The following is a 15,801-nucleotide window of genomic DNA, read 5'->3' as shown; positions in this document are numbered from 1 at the left end:
TGTGCATTCGGAACTTGCCTAGCCTTCACACCGCATCGCTGCTAGCAGTGTCAGCCCCCCGTCACCGAGTTGAGCCGTCATTCGAAAAGTACATTGTCCCAAGAGCTTCACACCCGAAAGTTACCCATCGCGCATGTCTTGGTAGGCAACTGCTGGTCGTACAGCAGGTCACAGCCTCTGCCGCAAATAGCAATGGCGGCGGAGTGTGACAAGACAGGGAAGAGCTTTGCCATCCAATACCTCAACCGGTTTACGTCCGGCAGACGGCGACACGTGTCGCAAAGCATGGAACACGATATCACGCTATACGTCGGTCTGGACGTTCACAAAGACTCGATCACGATCGCGTACGCGTTCGGTTCGGGCGAGGTCGAACTGCTTGGCAGGATCGGGACGACGCAGACCGACATCGATCGCCTGTGCAAACGCCTGCAGTCCAAAGCACACCGCATACGCATCGTCTATGAAGCTGGTCCGTGCGGCTATGGGCTCTACCGCCAACTCGTGCAGAAGGGCTTTGAATGCATGGTGTGCGCACCGTCACTGATTCCCAGAAAGCCCGGCGAGCGCGTCAAGACCGACCGGCGCGACGCCGTCAAGCTCGTGCGGTTGCTCCGCACCGGCGACCTGTCGGCCGTGTACGTGCCCACCGTACACGATGAAGCGTTCCGTGATCTGGCACGTGCGTGGGTCAGCGCCAAAGACGATATGAAGCGTGCACGACAACGCCTTAAGTCCTTCCTGCTCTCACATGGCGTGCGCTATGTGGGCCGTGCCGACTGGAGGGCCGCGCACCGTCGCTGGATAAGCGCGTTTTCATTCGACAACCTTTGGCAGCAACTCGCGCTCGACGAGCTTCGGCGTACGATTGAGGACCGCCTCGCGCAATGCGAGCGTCTCGAAGCCGCCCTGCGCGAGGCGGTCCTCAACTGGCGCTTCTATCCTGCCGTGCTGGCCCTGCAGACGATGCGCGGTGTGCAGTTCACTACGGCCGTGGGCATACTCGCCGAGCTAGGCGATCTCTCGCGCTTCGCGCACCCGCGCCAGCTGATGGCCTGGCTCGGCGTTACCCCGTCAGAACATTCCTCCGGCAACAAACGGCGCCAGGGCAGCATCACCAAGACGGGTAACAGCTATGCAAGAAAGTTGCTAGTCGAGGCCGCCTGGAGCTACCGGCACCCGGCACGTGTCAGCCCCGAGATCCAGCGGCGACATGAAGGCATCCCCAAGCCCATCGTCGATCGCGCCTGGGACGCACAGGTGCGACTGTGCCGGCGTTATCGCAAACTCGTCGCCCGTGGCAAGGAGAAGAACATTGCGGTGATCGCCGTCGCCCGCGAACTCAGCGGATTCATCTGGGACATCAGCCGACTGGCGATGTCGCTCGCTGTACCGCGCGAGGTGCAAGCGGCGTAATGCAACACCTGAACCCACTTGACCTCACCCTAACCACTGGAGGAAGAGTTTCCTGAAGGCGGCGTAGCCCGGCACGCGAGTAACCCGCGAGTGGACTACGCAACGGACAACATCCGATTTGCGAGCCTAGATAGCGGCAGGCTCGTCGGGCGGACCTCTGTAATGCGGTAGCCAACCCGCGAATATCAGTGTGACCCACCGTCGAGATTTACTGCTACGTCGCCCTCAGGAAATTCACATGACATGTACTCGAGAAGCTGAAAACCGATCTCCATTGACACGTGAAGTCATATCAGTCCACTGCGTCATTGAAAAAGCACCTAATTTGGTGTTCAATGAAACGTATGGAAAAGATGAACTTGACGGCGCTTGAGCGCAAACAGTTGCTTTCGGCAGCTCGTAGCCAAACGGTGCGCGCAGCGGACACGCGGCGTGCGCGGTTGATCCTGATGCTTGACGACGGCGAAACACGTGAGGCGATCATGCAGCGGCTGCGCTGTGACTCCCGCTTCATTAGAGCGTGTTAGGAACTTCGCGCCAGACCTGGTATCCTGGCGGCATGAAAAACCGCAGGCCCTACCCAACGGATGTATCGGATGAAGAGTGGTACTTCGCGGCTCCCTATCTGACCTTGATAAGCAAAGATGCGCCGCAGCGCCGTTACGAATTGCGCGAGATGTTCAACGCGTTGCGCTGGATCGTGCGCGCGGGCGCGCCGTGGCGTCTGCTGCCCAATGACTTCCCACCGTGGGAGTTGGTCTATCAGCAGACACAGCGCTGGATTCAGGCAGGCTGTTTTGAGGCCATGGTGAGCGACCTGCGTTCGATCATCCGGGTTGCGCAGGACCGTCGGGGTCAACCCAGCGCTGTGATTCTTGATGGTCGCACGCTGCAGTCGACGTGCGAAAGCGGTCCGCGCGCGGGCTATGACGGGTACAAGCGCAAAAAAGGCAGCAAGGTACATATGGCGGTGGACACGTTGGGCCAACTGCTCGCGGTACATGTGACGCCTGCCAATGAGCAGGAGCGTGCGCAGGTCGGAGAACTGGCGCGGCAGGTTCAGCAGGCCACGGGCCAGACGGTCAAGGTGGCGTTTGCCGATCAGGGCTATACCGGCGAAGAGCCCGCGCAAGCGGCACTCGACGAAGGTATTGAGCTTCAGGTCATCAAGCTGCCGGAGGCCAAAAAAGGCTTTGTGCTGTTGCCGCGCCGCTGGGTGGTCGAGCGCAGCTTCGGCTGGCTCAACCGTTTCCGCCGACTGGCAAGAGACTACGAGCGGTTGCCCGAAACCTTGGCGGGTCTGCACTTCGTCGTATTCTCCGTTCTTATGCTCGTCCACTTTGCAGCCCTTAACAAAAGTGCCTAACACGCTCTAGCCGTTGGTCGAGCCGGTTTCTGGCCGAGCGGTTGGCAGGCCTGTACGCGCGCCATCCCGGACGAGCCCCGGTGCATCCGCCCGAAAAGCTGGAGGCGCGGGTTCTGAATCTAACGCTCAAGCACCGGCCTGCTGACGGCTCGACGCATTGGAGCAGCTATAAGCTTGCTGCGGCTCTAGGCGATGTGGGCGCTTCGACGGTCCAGCGCATCTGGCGCAAGCACGGCGTGCGGCCCCATCGGCTCGATACGCACATGGTCTCAAATGATCCTGACTTCGAGACCAAGGCGGCAGACGTGATCGGTCTGTATCTGAACCCGCCCGCGCACGCGGTGGTGTTCTGCGTAGACGAGAAGACGGCAATTCAGGCCCTGGATCGCAAAGACCGGATGCTGCCGCTGTCGCCCGGGCGCGCCGAGAGCCACGGCTTCGAATACAAGCGCAACGGCACGCTGAGCCTGTTCGCGGCGCTCAATACGGCAACCGGGGAAGTCATCGGCAAGACGGCGCCGCGCCATACCAGCGAGCAGTTCGTGGCCTTCCTCACCGACGTTATTACCAGCCAGTGGCCCAAACAAGAGATCCATGTGATCTGCGACAACGTTAGCAGCCACAAGACCGCGCGCGTGCAAGAGTTCCTGCGGCAACACAAAAACGTGCGGTTGCATTACACGCCGACCTATACCTCCTGGCTAAATCAGGTGGAGAACTGGTTCTCGCGCATCCAGCGCGACGTGATTGCGCGAGGCATCTTCACTACGGTAAAGGATTTGGAGCGCAAGCTGATGCGCTATATCCGCGAGCACAACAAGAATCCCACGCCGATCAAATGGAAGCACGACGATCCATCGCGGCGAATTCGTCCGGTGCCATTTCAATGACGCGGTGGACTAGTCGCGTCGGAGGAGAGCGCAAGCGAACTGCCCGCAAGTGGCGGCGCCTTGTCGGGTTTGCCAGCACCGTCCGCGCCGTGGCATTTCGCGCAGTACGAAAGATAGAGGCCGGCACCTGGCCGCTCCGGCGTGCCGCCGTGCAGTGCCGCCATGGTCGAGGCGCGCGCGGCGGCGGTATCGGCATACTGGCCGCTCGCCTCGCGCGCGGGCAGCGACTTCAGATAGGTGGCGATGGCGTGCAGATCGTCGTCGCCCAGGTATTGCGTGCTCGCGCCCACCACGGGCGCCATGGCGCCGAACGCATAGGCGCGGTCGTTGTGGCCGTCGCGCAGGAACGCGGCGATGTCGTCGACGCTCCAGCGGCCAAGGCCGCTGCCGGGGTCGCCCGTGAGATTCGGCGCGTACCAATGGTCGGTCACGCCGCCCGTGAGGTAGAGCGGGCTGCGTTGCGTGTAGCCCATTTCGTTGTAGGCGGGCCCGCGCGGCGTATGGCACGCGCCGCAGTGGCCGAGTCCCTGCACGAGCCAGGCGCCGCGATTCCACTGCGCGGAGTGCGCGGGGTCCGGTTCGAAGCGGCCATGCTGAGCAAACGCGAGACGCCAGATCAGCATCACCCAGCGCTGGTTGAACGGAAACGGCAGATGCGTTTGCGGCGCGGCGTTCGGCACCGGCTTCACGCCAAACATGAAGTACTGGTAGAGCGCGTTCACGTCGCCTGCGTGGAGCGCTGCAAACGACGGATAAGGCATCGCCGGATAGAGCCGCTTGCCGCCGCGTGCTTCGCCGCGCTGCAAGGCCGCGGCGAACTGCGCGGGCGTGTAGTCGCCGATGCCGTGCATTGGGTCGGGCGTGATGTTGCTCGCGTAGATCGGACCGAACGGCGAATTGACGGCGAGACCGCCGGCAAAGGGCTCGCGTTTGGCGGAATCGTGACACGAGGCGCAATCGCCCGCCTTCGCGAGCTTTTCGCCGAGCCCGATCTGGGCGGCGTCGGGCGGCGGTTTCGTCGTCGCGAACGGCTCGTCGCGGTGACAGCTGGCGAGCAGCACGAGGGCGGCGAGCAAAGCGCTCGAACAGGCGCGCGCATTCATCGCAGCGCCCCGCATAACCGTTCGAGCGGCAACGCGAACAGCACCGATATCGTGAACACGAGCGCGATCGTGAATGCGACGGCAACGGCGGTGCTGCTCCACGCGAGAAAGCGGAAGGTGTCGCGCTGCGGCGTGTTGACGGCGGCGCTTTCGCGCCACGTGCGCCGCGCCAGCAGCGCGCCGGTGAGCGCCAGCGCGAACGCGGCGGCGGAGACGAGTGCAAGTGTCCAGTGCACGACCTGCCAGGGCTCGCCATTGCGTTGCGGGACGCCGCCCGCGCAGGCGGTGGCCGCGAGCGTCTGGCAGAACAGCACGTGGCCCGCCCAGATGGCCGGCACGCCAAAAATGCCGTACCACACGGCAATTTGATGCCGGAGCGTGGGTCTCGTGCGCGCGGGAACGGGCGCTGGAGGGGCCGGGGGCGCGGATGGCATCATCGTCCTCGCATCCAGTAAGGCGAGAGATAGAGCACGGAGAAGATGAAGAGCCACACCACATCGACGAAGTGCCAGTACAGGCCGCCTATGGTGAGCGCCGCATCGCGTCTGCCGTCGAAATAGCCGCGCGCGATCCAGAACGCGAGCGCGGCGAGCATCAGCACGCCCGCCATCACGTGGGCCATGTGAAAGCCCGTAATCGTGAAGTAGAGCGAACCATACAGGTTCGTCGCAAGCCCATAGGGCCGGCCGTGCCACTCGAAGAACTGGATCGTGACGAACGCGACGCCGAGCGCAATGCCGACGATCATCGACCAGAACGCGGGCCACGAACGCGCGCGCCGCACGAACGCCCCCGCGAGCCACACGAACACGCTGCTCGTGAGCAGCAGCGCCGTGTTCAGTCCGCTCATGCCGAGCTTGGGCAGGCCTTCGGGCGGCCAGGGCTGCGCGCTCTGCGAAGCGAGATAGAGGTACGAGAAGATCAGATAGCCGAACAGCGCGGTTTCCGTCACGACGAGCGTGAGCACGCCCCACCAGCCGCCCGCATGTTCGCCGGCGCTGCCGACGGGCAGGGCGAGGGTTTCGTCCTCGCTTCCTATCGTGATCGACTCGGCCGTCGTCTCGGCGACTTTGCCGGCAGGCGTGGTGCCTTGCGGCGCGAACGGTTCGCGCTGTCCGAGCGAGCGCCGCGGCCACAGCCACGAGAGCAGCGCGAGTCCGCACGCGAGCCCGGCGAGCGCGGTGAACTGAGTCGAATGGAACAGCAACCCGACGAACACGAGCGTCGAGGCCACGCCCAGCACGAAGGGCGCGTAGCTGTCCTCGGGCATCTTGAGGATGACGTCGGGTTCGCCCGCGAGCGGCGTGACGCCGAGCGCCTCGCGCCCGCGATGGAGCAGGTAGCCAGGGCGCGGCACGTTCGCGTCGGGCTGCCAGAGCGGGTCTCGCGAGCGCACGCTCGGCAGGATCGCGAAGTTGTACGGTGGCGGCGGCGACGAGGTCGCCCATTCGAGGCCAGCCGCATTCCATGGGTTCGCGCCCGCGCGTGCGCCGCGCCGCGCGCTCACGAGTCATTGCCGATGAACATGGCGATGCCGATGGCGAACACGAACGCGCCGATACTCGTGAGCAGGTTGGCCGTGTCCCAGCCCATGCCCTCCGGATAGGTATAGATGCGGCGCGGCATGCCGAGCAGCCCGGAGATATGCATCGGAAAGAAGCCCAGATTGAAGCCGACGAACGTGACCCAGAAGGTCCACTTGCCGAAGCGCTCGTGCATGAGCCGTCCGGTGAACTTGGGGAACCAGTAGGTGAGGCCACCCAGCACCGGAAACACGTTGATGCCGAGCAGCACGTAATGGAGGTGGGCCACGACGAAGTAAGTGTCGGTGAGCTGCCAGTCGAGCGGTACGGCGGCGGTCATCACGCCCGAAACGCCGCCCACGGTGAACATCAGCACGAATCCCGCGAAGTAGTAGAACGGCGTTTTGAACACGGGCTTGCCGGTCCAGATCGTGGCGATCCACGCGAACACGGCAATCGCGCTCGGCACGGAAATCACCGTGCTGGCCGCGCCGAAGAAGGCCAGCGCGAGTGGCGGCAGGCCCGTGGCGAACATGTGATGGAGCCACACTTCGAAGCCCACGAGCATGGTCGCGACCGTTGAGAGCGCAACGGCCGCGTAGGCGACGATCGGGCGGCGGCAGAACGTGGGCAGCGCATCGGATACGATGCCCATGGCGGGCAGCACGACCACGTAGACCCACGGGTGCGCGAAGATCCAGAAGAGGTGTTGCCACAGCAGGGGGCGCCCGTCGGCGGTGGTGTCGAAGAAGTGCGAGCCTGCGTTGCGGTCGAGCCAGAGCATGAGGAACGCGAGGCTCACGGAGGGCACGGCGAGCAGATTGGCGGCCGAAGCCGTGAGCGTGCCCCAGACGAGAATGGGCAGACGCGCCACCGACATGCCGCTGGCGCGCATGCACAGGAACGTGATGACGAAGTTCCCCGCACCCACCGTGGTGGAAATGCCGAGCAGCACCATGCCGAGCGCGTAGACGTCGATGTTCGGCCCGGGGTCGTAGGCGGCGGTGGAAAGCGGCACGTAGTTGAACCAGCCTGCATTGGCGCCCTGTCCCGCGGGAAAGCTCGCGTAGAGCAGAATGCCCGCGCCGAGAAAGACCCAGTACGAGAGCGCGTTCAGGCGCGGGAACGCCATGTCGCGCGAGCCGAGCACGAGCGGCCACAGGTAGTTCGAAAAGCCGCTCAGCACGGGGAGCGCGTAGAGAAAGATCATCGTCACGCCGTGCATCGTGAAGAGCTGGTCGTACTGCTGGGGCGTGAGCAGCGTCTCGTTGGGGCGCGCGAGCTGCGCGCGCATGATGAGCGCCTCCACGCCGCCCAGCGCGAGGAACACGAAAGCCGTGACGAGATAGCGGAGGCCGATGGTCTTGTGATCCACCGTGGAGAGCCAGCCGCGCCAGCCGGGGCGCGTTTCCCAGATCTCTTCGAGGCGGCGCAGCGTGGCTTCGTCGAGCGGCGCCGTGCCCGTTTCCGGCACGCGCGAGAGGCGCCCCGCGCGCGCGCGGTGCGGCCCGCTCGCGGTGGCGGGACGCGCGGGAGCGGAAGGAGCGGCCGGGATATCGTTCATGTCACTGGAGCGTGTCGAGCCACGCGCTGAGGTCGCTCGCCTCGGCGGGGGTGAGGGCAATGTCGGGCATGAGCGATTCGGGCTTGCGCTGCTGCGCATGCGCGACCCAGTCGAGCCGGTTGAGGGATGTATTGGCTAGCGTGCCCGCGGCGATCAGCCGGCGCGAGGCGAGATGCGTGAGGTCGGGCGCCTGCGCGCCTTCGGACTGCGTGCCGCGAATGGCGTGACAGCCGCTGCAGCGCGCGTCGAAGAGTTGTTCCCCGCGCTGCGCCGCGCCGCTTTGCGCGGCCGCGGCGGGCTGCTGTTGGGCGTCGAGCCAGCGCGAGAAATCGGCGGGGGCTTGCGCCACCACTTCCATGGCCATGTGCGCGTGCTGGGGCCCGCAGAACTGCGTGCATTGCCCGCGCCATACGCCGGGGCGATCTGCTTCGATCCACTGGTGATTGACCTGGCCGGGGATGGCCTGTGTTTTGCCCGCGAGCGCCGGCACCCAGAACGCGTGCACGACGTCAGCGCTTTGCAGATCGACGCGCACGGGCTCGCCCGTGGGGATATGGATTTCGTTGGCGGTGACGAAGCTCGCGCCCGCAGGCGTTTGATAGGTCACTTTCCACCACCAGTCGTAAGCCGTGACAGTCACCGTGAGCGAGGGCGCGCGCGGCGGGTCGGCCACGGCGGCCAGCACGCGCAGCATCGCCACGAGCGCGCCCAGCAGCAGCACCGAGGAAATCGCCGTGCCAACGGCGACGATGCGCGTGGCGGTGCGCTCGCCTCGTTCGTCGGCGACGTTCACTTGCGACAAGGTCGCGTTTGGCGAGGCGCTTTCGCGGCGATTACGGCGTATCGCTATGTAGAGCAGCGCCGCGATGACGGTGCATACGCCCACGCACAGCGCGGCGAGCGCCCAGTCGAGCACCTGCACGGGCCCGGACGCGGGGCCGGCGCTGAGGAGAAAATACGCGAGTGGCGTTGCGGCACGGCATGCAGCGGAGAAGGTGCCGAAGGCGGCGCAAGCAACGCATTCCAGCGCGGCGAGAGCAGGCCGGTCACCGGACATTATTCGACTCCTCTATCGCGCACGGTGCGCCGTGCCTCGGAGCGCATGCGCCGTGCCCGCGTGCCCGGTCAGTCCGCGCCTTTTCCGGCTTGTTTTACTTGTGATTCTTCTTCGGAATCTTCGCGCCGGACTTGCGCGCCTGGTTCAGCGCGATGGCAACGGCCTGCTTCTGCGACTTGCCTTGCTTCACTTCCGTCTTGATGTTCTTCGAGATCGCTTCGCGAGTTTTTCCCTTGCTGAGCGGCATGATGACCTCCTTTTGAAAAGCATCTGCATCAACGCACGACGCGTGCCCGCGCAATGATCATCAAAGTTCGCCGCGTGCGGCGAGCGCCTGGATGCGCCCGGCAGTGCGGCAGGCGATCGCCTGGATCGTCAGCGACGGGTTCACGCCGCCGACGGTCGGAAACACGGAGCCGTCGCAGATCCACAAATTCGGAATGTCCCATGAACGGCAGTCGGCATTCACAACGCTCGTCTGCGCATCGCTGCCCATGCGCGCCGTGCCATTGAGGTGACAGGTGTCGTCGTCCTGCGTCCAGATGTCGCTCGCGCCCGCCGCGGCCAGGGCGCGGCTCATGTAATCGAGCGCATGGCGCACAAGCCGGCGGTCGTTCTCGCACATTGACCAGGTCACACGCGCCACGGGCAAGTCGAGCGCATCCTTTTCGTCTGCGAGCGTCACGCGGTTGCGCTCCTGCGGCAGCGTCTCGCCCACCATTTTGAGGCCCGCCTGATGGTTGTACTTCGTCATCTCGCGCATGAGTGCGTCGCCCCACAGGCCGCGGCTCGTTTGCGTCGCCGCCCACACTAGCGGCAGCGGGCCCTGGCTCATGTAGCAGTAGCCGCCGTAAAAGTCCTTGCCTTCGTCCTGATAGTTCCAGTGTTCGGTGAGCGCGAGCGACGGCGGCCCCTTGTACCAGCGGATTTCGTCGTCGAGCATGCCCCATGCGGCCTGGTTCGCCTGCACCATGAGATTCTTGCCGACGAGCCCGGAGCGGTTCGCGAGGCCTTCGGGAAAGCGCCCGTTCGCGGAGAGCAGCAGCAGGCGCGGCGTTTCAATGGCATAGCCCGCCACGACCACGTTGCGCGCGCGCTGGAAATGCCAGCGCCCTTCGCGATGAAAATGCACGCCGGTGGCGCGGCCCAGCGCGTTGGTTTCGATACGGCCGACCATCGCGAGATCGCGGATTTCCGCGCCCGCGCGCACGGTACGAGGAATCCACGTGACGAGCGCGCTCTGCTTGGCGTTGGTCGCGCAGCCCGTCACGCAAAAGCCGCGATAGACGCACTGGTGCGCGTCGCCGCGTGGCGCGGAAAGCGTCGCGAGCGGCGTGGGCGCCCAGGGAATGCCGAGCGCCTCGCAGCCGCGCGCGAGCACGAGCCCCGCGCCGTTGATTTCATGCGCGCGATACGGATAGCGCGCCCGCTTGGGTCCCCACGGATAGTTCACCGGCCCGGAGATGCCGAGCGCCTGCTCGACCTCGGTGTAGTAGCGCCACATCTCGCGCCAGTCGAGCGGCCAGTCCACGCCGTAGCCGAGCCGCGTGCGCGACTGGAACCACTCGGGCCGAAAGCGCAGCGAGACCATGGCGAAGTGCACGGTACTGCCGCCCACGGCCTTGCCGCTGTTATTGCTGCCTAGCTGCAAGGGGTTTTCGCCGTCGCAGATGCGTTCGTCGGTCCAGTAGAGCTTGGCCTGGTGGGTCTCGTCGGAGGCGAATTCTTCCAGCGGCCGCCACCACGCGCCCGCGTCGAACGCGACCACGCGAAAGCCCGCTTCGGCGAGCCGGCAGGCGAGCGTCGCGCCCCCCGCGCCCGTTCCGACAATGGCGAAATCGACCTCATCGTCCAGCGCGTATTCGCGCATGGGCATCCAGCCGCCGCGACGGAACACGTCGGGCGCGCGGCCGTGCTTGCCGCGCGGCGCTTCGTTTGCGCCGGTGAAGTCGGTGAGATCAGCGCACACGCTCGTTCTCCTTGCTTGCGGCCGCGAGCGCCGCGTCGCTCTCGTCGGTGGCTTCGACGGCTTCCCACGGATCGCGCCGGTTCGTATAGAGGCGCACGTAGCCGCGCGGATTCGCCGGGCCGCCAAAACCCATCGCATTCCAGGCCAGCGGGTGCGACCAGTACGCGGCGCTCACGTCGTGCAGCACGCGCTTGGCGAAGAACACGTCACAAGGCATGCTGTGCCAGGCCTTGCTGTGCAGTTCGCCACGCTGCATGTGCGTGACGAGCGCGCGCCGCTGTTCGTCGTCGAGACTCGCGAAAGGCGCGCGCAAGGCCGCCACGCTTTCCGCGTCGAGTGCCGAGAGCCCCGTTTCCCATGCCTCGCGCAACGGCGGCAGGCGTGCGTCGCGAAAGCCGTCGCGGCGATCGTCGAGCAGCTTGCCTTCCACGAGCGCGGCAACGGGCACGCGCGGGGCGTGCGCGTCGTTAGCGTTCGCGGGTTGAGGGACGATCGTGTCGCACAGCGCCTTCAGGGTTTGCCAGCGCGAAGGGGCGAGATAGCGCGCCTGGTCCGGCGTGTTCCGGCGCGCGTCGATTACCGCGCGCGTGGGCGCATCCCACGAAGGCGTATCGCGTTTGGCGAACACGTCGTAGCCGGGGTACTGCGGCAGGCGTTTCATCGCTCGGTCTCCCGCAAGCGCAGCGCGGCGAGCCCCGCTAGCGCGAGCGCGCTGAACGAGGGCGGAGCGGGTAAGGGCGGCCCCGCGAACAGGTTCTGCGACCAGTTACGCCAGCCGCCCTGCGCGCGCGCCACGCCGTTCGCGTGAAAGCCGAATCCCGCAAAGCCGAGCGCCGCCGTGAGCCGCAGCCAGAAGCGCGCGAACACGCTCGCGCGGGCCGCATGGCGGGGCGGGGCCAACGCCGCATGCGCGAGCAACGCGCTGTTCACAGGCACGATGGTGACGGGGGCATACATCGCCGGATGCTGGAACGCGCCGCGAAAATGCAGCAGCGCCGCTTCGGCCGCCGTGCCGAGCAGCCCCGCGCCGGCCACCAGCGCGAGCGCCTTGCCAGCGGGCATGCCAAAGAGCTGCGGGTCGTCCTCGGGCTCGTCGCGCAACTGCTCGGCGAGCGCACCCAGCACCCCGGAGAGCACCAGCGCGAAGGGCGCACCCCGCCGGCGCGCCGTAAAAGGCGTTATGCCAGCTGAAGCCTCCCGGGCGCCTGGTCACGTTGTAAAGATGGAACGCGGTACCCGCGGCGCCCGTGCCCGCGCTGGTCAGCTGGATCACATGGCGCAGGCGGTGCGAGGCCGCGCGCGGGTCCGCTCCGCCATGCAGCGACGCGCCCAGCGCGCAGAGCGCAACCACGGGCGGCAGGTACATGGCACGGTTTTCGAACGAGCCGCGATAGTGCTCCATGGCGCTGTCGGCCAGCACGGAGAGCGCCAGCAGGGCGGAGCCGTGATTGAACGCGCGCGCGGCCGCGACGTGTTTGCCGGGCGCAGGCGCGCGCTTCGCCTCGCGTAGATCGCGTGTGGACCAGATCGCGAGCGCGGCGCCTGCGGCGATGCTGGCGATGCCGGCGGCACCGCGGGTGGTGTGTGTCATCGGCGACCCTCCATGTGCGGTTGGCGCGACGCCTTCAGCGTCACCTTCGGCCTCATGCAGTGCCCGCCGCGGCCGACAGCGTGGAGATCAGCTCCGCGTTGAAGGCGGGCAGGTCGTCGGGCTTGCGGCTTGTAATGAAATTGCCGTCGTGCACCATGGTTTCGTCGACCCATTGGCCGCCCGCGTTGCGGATATCGTCCTGTAACGACGGCCAGCTCGTCATCGTGTGTCCCTTGACGATGCGGGCCGACACCGGCAGCCAGCCGCCATGGCAGATCACCGCAATGGGCTTGTGTGCGTCGTTGGCCGCGCGTACGAACGCCTGCGCTTCGGGGATCAGGCGGATGGCGTCGCTGTTCACCACGCCGCCCGGGAGCACGACCGCGTCGTAGTCGTCGGCCTTTGCGCCGCCAAAGGTACGGTCGACCTTGATCTTGCTTCCCTTGTCGACGTGACGAAAGCCCTGAATCTCGCCGCCTTTCTGTGAGATCACGTCAACCTGTGCGCCGGCCTCCTTCAGCGCGCGGCGCGGTTCGGTAAGTTCGACTTCTTCGAATCCATCCATGGCAAGGATTGCGACCTTGCAGTTGTCGAGAATGTTAGCCATTGCGATCTCCTGGTTTCGATGCCATGAAAATGCCGTCGATGAAAAAATCGGCTTGCGTGCCGTTTCGACACAGCAAACGGGATGCCGCGTGATGCCCGCAGCGCAAGCGCGCAAAACCAACGCGGGAATGCCGTCTGCGCCGACAGGCGAGTGCGTCCCCACCGAGCCATTTACCTCTTGTCATGAAAGCCGGCGAGCCCTCTCGGCCGCGACGCTTGCTCGCGAACCGAACCCATCGACGCAGCCGTGGCGAACTCCCGGCGCACGCATGGGCCGCGGACATCGGTCCGGGCCTGGGCACGATTGCGACGGACAATGACCCCGGCGGGATCCTGACGTACTCGCTCGCTGGCGCCCAGTACGGCTTCGACCTGCTGTGGGTCTGCGTGCTTTCCTGGCCTTCGATGGTGGCGCTTCAGATGGTGGCCGCGCGCGTGGCGGCCGTCACGGGCCGAGGCTTGACGGAAAACATGCGCGAACACTATTCGCGCTGGTTGTTTATGCTCGCGGTGCTCCGTTTTCTCGGCGCCAATACCGTGAACATGGCGGCTGACATGCTGGCGATGGGCGAGGCCGCGCAACTGATATTCCGGGGATCGGTCCCGCTCTTCACGATCCTTTTTGCCTGCGTGTCGCTCGCGCTCCAGTGGTGGCTGCCTTACGCGCGGTATGCGCGCTACCTCAAATGGCTTGCCCTTTCGCTGTTTTGCTACGCAGGCGTGATGCTGGTGGCGGACGTGCCATGGCGCACCGTGGCCTGGCGCGCATTCGTGCCACACGTTGCCTGGTCGGAAGCTTATCTGGCAATGCTGCTCGCGGTGCTCGGCACCACAGTCAGCCCGTATCTGCTGTTCTCGCAGGCCGAACAGGAAGTCGAAGAGCGTTCGCGCGAGGGCGCTCAAGGCAGCCGCCGCGCACCGTCGGAAGCCATGGGGAGCCAGTTGAAGAAAATGCGTCGCGACACGCTGCTTCGCAGCTTGATGTCCAACTTGTGTGGGGCGCTCATCCTCTGCGCGTCGGCTGCGACGTTGCATGCGATCCATCCATCGTTCGTGCCGCCCGTCACGGCCCGCGAAGCCGCGCAGGCGATCGCGCCCGTTGCGGGCCGCTATGCGCAGACGCTGCTCGGCCTCGCGCTCCTTGGCACCGCATTGCTCGCGCTCCCGCCGCTGGCCGGTTCGGCTGCGCACGCCGCGGCCAGTTCGTTCGGCTGGCCGCAGGGCGAGCACCGGGACCGCCGGATCGCCGGCATTCTGGTGTTGCTCATGGTGGCGAGCGCCATCATCGCCTTGCTGTTTTGCGTATTCGGCGTCGATCCGCTCAGGGCCTGTTACTGGAGCGCGCTCACCAACGGGATGACCGTTTCCCCGGTGTTGATCCTGCTCGTACTCCTGAGCGCCCGCCGTGCGGCGGTGGGTGAGATGAAAGCCCACTGGTTCACGCGCACATTGTGCTGGCTCGCAACCGCCATGACCTGCGCCGCGCTGGGCGCTCATTTCGTACTGCAGGTCTTTTAGCTGCGTCTCAGCGCGTGGTGGCACGTCCGTTGCGCATCGGCTTGGGCTCTTGCCGGATATCCGGTTCGCGCGGGTTTTGCGCGTTGGGTAGGCAAACTCACTGGGAGAGAGACATGAACATGGGAACAACGAAGGCCGAAGGCACGATCCGCGAACTCGCAGGCGACGCGCAGGAGGCAGTCGGGGACATGCTCGATGACGCCGGCATGCGGTTGTCGGGCAAGGCAAAGGCGCTATGCGGCAAGTCACAACAGCTTGCGACCGACGCGGCGGTCGTGACGCGCGAGGCGATTGCGGACAACCCCCTGGCGACACTAGGCCTCGCCGCGGGCATCGGCTTCGCGCTCGGAGCGTTATGGGCCGCGAGCCGAGAATAGGCGCAGCCAGACTCGAAGGCTGTTGCGAGCACGCCGCATGTGCGAGGTGGGCCATGACAATTCACGCGAAGCTCGACCGCTGGCACAACGTGTTGCGGTTCCTCGCTGCCCGTACGACGGACTATGGGGAACTGCTCTCGCTAGAATTGTCCGACGCCCGCACCTACGTGACGCGAGAACTCCTCGCACTCGTGGCCCTCGCTGTCAGCGGGCTATTCACGCTCTCATTCTTCTGCGTCGCACTGATCGCATCCGCCTGGAATACGCGCTATTTCCTCACTGTCATATGGAGCATAGCGGGGATCTGGTTGATCGCTTCGATCACGGCATTGCTTGTGTTCCGGGCGCAACGGCCGGTACGTTCATTCACAGTACTAAAAGGCGAATTGCGAGCGGATCTTGAAACGCTCAAGGAGGCGCTCAAATGAGCCGCCGTGCCCGGCTGAGTCGCCGCACATCTGAAGCGGTCCTGCTCAGCCATATGGAACTGACGCGCGCGCAGTTGCTCGTGGCCAACGTTGGCTCGCGGTCGGCCGAGTGCGCATCCGCCCGCGCGAATTCGCTTAGTGTGGCGAACGTTGGCCGGGCGTTGATCGCCGCGCCTAACGTCACCATGCTCGGGTCCCTTTTGCTCGGCACACTGCTGCTCGGCCCAAGACGCGTCGTGCCGGTCGTGCTGCGCACCGGTTTGACTGGCTGGATTGCACGCAACGTCCGGATCCTTTTCGCACGTTGATGGGGGGCAAGGCGTGCGAACGCGATTTCGGTCGTGCCGGACGCTGACTGCACCAGGAACAAACCATGCGGAACGGCGGGCTTAC

General features: G+C 65.5%; 14 protein-coding genes and 3 pseudogenes. 8 read left to right on the top strand and 9 right to left on the bottom strand.

Going from position 1 to position 15,801, the window contains the following annotated elements:
• The first annotated feature begins 285 nt into the window (after nucleotides 1–285).
• From E1N52_RS35915 to E1N52_RS35900, 4 genes and pseudogenes are all read left to right on the top strand, one after another.
• On the top strand, nucleotides 286–1,416 hold the full coding sequence (locus E1N52_RS35915) for an IS110 family RNA-guided transposase (RefSeq protein ID WP_133188769.1): 1,131 nt from the start codon (nucleotides 286–288) through the stop codon (nucleotides 1,414–1,416).
• 344 nt (nucleotides 1,417–1,760) lie between these two features.
• Nucleotides 1,761–1,943: a hypothetical protein gene (locus E1N52_RS35910; protein WP_205965721.1), complete on the top strand. Its 183-nt coding sequence runs from the start codon at nucleotides 1,761–1,763 to the stop codon at nucleotides 1,941–1,943.
• A gap of 32 nt (nucleotides 1,944–1,975) precedes the next feature.
• A complete protein-coding gene (locus tag E1N52_RS35905; RefSeq protein ID WP_133188749.1) occupies nucleotides 1,976–2,782 on the top strand; it encodes an IS5 family transposase in 807 nt (268 codons plus the stop codon).
• Between the two features lie 8 nt (nucleotides 2,783–2,790).
• Nucleotides 2,791–3,672, top strand: a pseudogene (locus E1N52_RS35900) (IS630 family transposase); the annotation flags it as partial.
• Here E1N52_RS35900 and E1N52_RS35895 read toward each other — a convergent pair.
• From E1N52_RS35895 to E1N52_RS35860, 9 genes and pseudogenes are all read right to left on the bottom strand, one after another.
• A complete protein-coding gene (locus tag E1N52_RS35895; protein ID WP_246089359.1) occupies nucleotides 3,666–4,775 on the bottom strand; it encodes a c-type cytochrome in 1,110 nt (369 codons plus the stop codon). The pseudogene E1N52_RS35900 and the gene E1N52_RS35895 sit on opposite strands and share 7 nt — an antisense overlap.
• Nucleotides 4,772–5,134, bottom strand: a complete 363-nt coding sequence (locus E1N52_RS35890) for a cytochrome C oxidase subunit I (protein WP_133188745.1) — start codon at nucleotides 5,132–5,134, stop codon at nucleotides 4,772–4,774. Before E1N52_RS35890 ends, E1N52_RS35895 begins: the two co-directional genes overlap by 4 nt.
• 74 nt (nucleotides 5,135–5,208) lie before the next feature.
• Nucleotides 5,209–7,862 (bottom strand): annotated as a pseudogene (ctaD, locus tag E1N52_RS35885) (cytochrome c oxidase subunit I).
• Between the two features lies 1 nt (nucleotide 7,863).
• A complete protein-coding gene (gene coxB / locus E1N52_RS35880) occupies nucleotides 7,864–8,919 on the bottom strand; it encodes a cytochrome c oxidase subunit II (RefSeq protein ID WP_133188743.1) in 1,056 nt (351 codons plus the stop codon).
• 94 nt (nucleotides 8,920–9,013) lie between these two features.
• Nucleotides 9,014–9,166: a DUF6496 domain-containing protein gene (locus E1N52_RS44360; protein WP_165979525.1), complete on the bottom strand. Its 153-nt coding sequence runs from the start codon at nucleotides 9,164–9,166 to the stop codon at nucleotides 9,014–9,016.
• A 60-nt stretch (nucleotides 9,167–9,226) separates the two neighbouring features.
• Nucleotides 9,227–10,888 carry a GMC family oxidoreductase gene (locus E1N52_RS35875; RefSeq protein ID WP_246089358.1) on the bottom strand — a complete coding sequence of 554 codons (1,662 nt, stop codon included), beginning with the start codon at nucleotides 10,886–10,888 and terminating at the stop codon, nucleotides 9,227–9,229.
• Entirely contained in the window at nucleotides 10,878–11,549 is a 672-nt protein-coding gene (locus E1N52_RS35870) for a gluconate 2-dehydrogenase subunit 3 family protein (RefSeq protein ID WP_246089357.1), read from the bottom strand. The genes E1N52_RS35875 and E1N52_RS35870 overlap by 11 nt, the downstream gene beginning before the upstream one ends.
• Nucleotides 11,546–12,479: pseudogene (locus E1N52_RS35865) on the bottom strand (hypothetical protein). The gene E1N52_RS35870 and the pseudogene E1N52_RS35865 overlap by 4 nt, the downstream one beginning before the upstream one ends.
• A 52-nt stretch (nucleotides 12,480–12,531) precedes the next feature.
• Nucleotides 12,532–13,086: a type 1 glutamine amidotransferase domain-containing protein gene (locus E1N52_RS35860; RefSeq protein ID WP_133188739.1), complete on the bottom strand. Its 555-nt coding sequence runs from the start codon at nucleotides 13,084–13,086 to the stop codon at nucleotides 12,532–12,534.
• A gap of 215 nt (nucleotides 13,087–13,301) precedes the next feature.
• On the opposite strand from E1N52_RS35860, the gene E1N52_RS35855 reads away from it, so the two are divergent.
• The 4 genes from E1N52_RS35855 to E1N52_RS35840 all read left to right on the top strand — a co-directional run bounded on the left by E1N52_RS35855 (nucleotide 13,302) and on the right by E1N52_RS35840 (nucleotide 15,716).
• Nucleotides 13,302–14,603, top strand: coding sequence for an NRAMP family divalent metal transporter (locus E1N52_RS35855; protein ID WP_246089356.1), 1,302 nt, complete (start codon nucleotides 13,302–13,304; stop codon nucleotides 14,601–14,603).
• A gap of 113 nt (nucleotides 14,604–14,716) precedes the next feature.
• Nucleotides 14,717–14,980 (top strand): CsbD family protein, encoded by a 264-nt coding sequence (locus tag E1N52_RS35850; protein WP_246089355.1) that lies wholly within the window; start codon nucleotides 14,717–14,719, stop codon nucleotides 14,978–14,980.
• A 53-nt stretch (nucleotides 14,981–15,033) separates the two neighbouring features.
• Nucleotides 15,034–15,408: a phage holin family protein gene (locus E1N52_RS35845; protein WP_133188735.1), complete on the top strand. Its 375-nt coding sequence runs from the start codon at nucleotides 15,034–15,036 to the stop codon at nucleotides 15,406–15,408.
• Nucleotides 15,405–15,716 (top strand): hypothetical protein, encoded by a 312-nt coding sequence (locus E1N52_RS35840; protein WP_246089354.1) that lies wholly within the window; start codon nucleotides 15,405–15,407, stop codon nucleotides 15,714–15,716. The genes E1N52_RS35845 and E1N52_RS35840 overlap by 4 nt, the downstream gene beginning before the upstream one ends.
• Nucleotides 15,717–15,801: the final 85 nt, after the last annotated feature.

Origin of the sequence: Paraburkholderia guartelaensis (assembly GCF_004353905.1) — a bacterium.
Classification (GTDB): Bacteria; Pseudomonadota; Gammaproteobacteria; order Burkholderiales; family Burkholderiaceae; genus Paraburkholderia; species Paraburkholderia guartelaensis.
This window is presented reverse-complemented; position numbering and strand designations above follow the sequence as displayed.

Bases quoted from the DNA above. Each gene is read 5' to 3' on its own strand.
- E1N52_RS35915 (WP_133188769.1), top strand. From the start codon at position 286: ATGGAACACGATATCACGCTATACGTCGGTCTGGACGTTCACAAAGAC.
- E1N52_RS35910 (WP_205965721.1), top strand. From the start codon at position 1,761: ATGGAAAAGATGAACTTGACGGCGCTTGAGCGCAAACAGTTGCTTTCG.
- E1N52_RS35905 (WP_133188749.1), top strand. From the start codon at position 1,976: ATGAAAAACCGCAGGCCCTACCCAACGGATGTATCGGATGAAGAGTGG.
- E1N52_RS35895 (WP_246089359.1), bottom strand. From the start codon at position 4,775: ATGAATGCGCGCGCCTGTTCGAGCGCTTTGCTCGCCGCCCTCGTGCTG.
- coxB (WP_133188743.1), bottom strand. From the start codon at position 8,919: ATGTCCGGTGACCGGCCTGCTCTCGCCGCGCTGGAATGCGTTGCTTGC.
- E1N52_RS44360 (WP_165979525.1), bottom strand. From the start codon at position 9,166: ATGCCGCTCAGCAAGGGAAAAACTCGCGAAGCGATCTCGAAGAACATC.
- E1N52_RS35870 (WP_246089357.1), bottom strand. From the start codon at position 11,549: ATGAAACGCCTGCCGCAGTACCCCGGCTACGACGTGTTCGCCAAACGC.
- E1N52_RS35860 (WP_133188739.1), bottom strand. From the start codon at position 13,086: ATGGCTAACATTCTCGACAACTGCAAGGTCGCAATCCTTGCCATGGAT.
- E1N52_RS35850 (WP_246089355.1), top strand. From the start codon at position 14,717: ATGAACATGGGAACAACGAAGGCCGAAGGCACGATCCGCGAACTCGCA.
- E1N52_RS35845 (WP_133188735.1), top strand. From the start codon at position 15,034: ATGACAATTCACGCGAAGCTCGACCGCTGGCACAACGTGTTGCGGTTC.
- E1N52_RS35840 (WP_246089354.1), top strand. From the start codon at position 15,405: ATGAGCCGCCGTGCCCGGCTGAGTCGCCGCACATCTGAAGCGGTCCTG.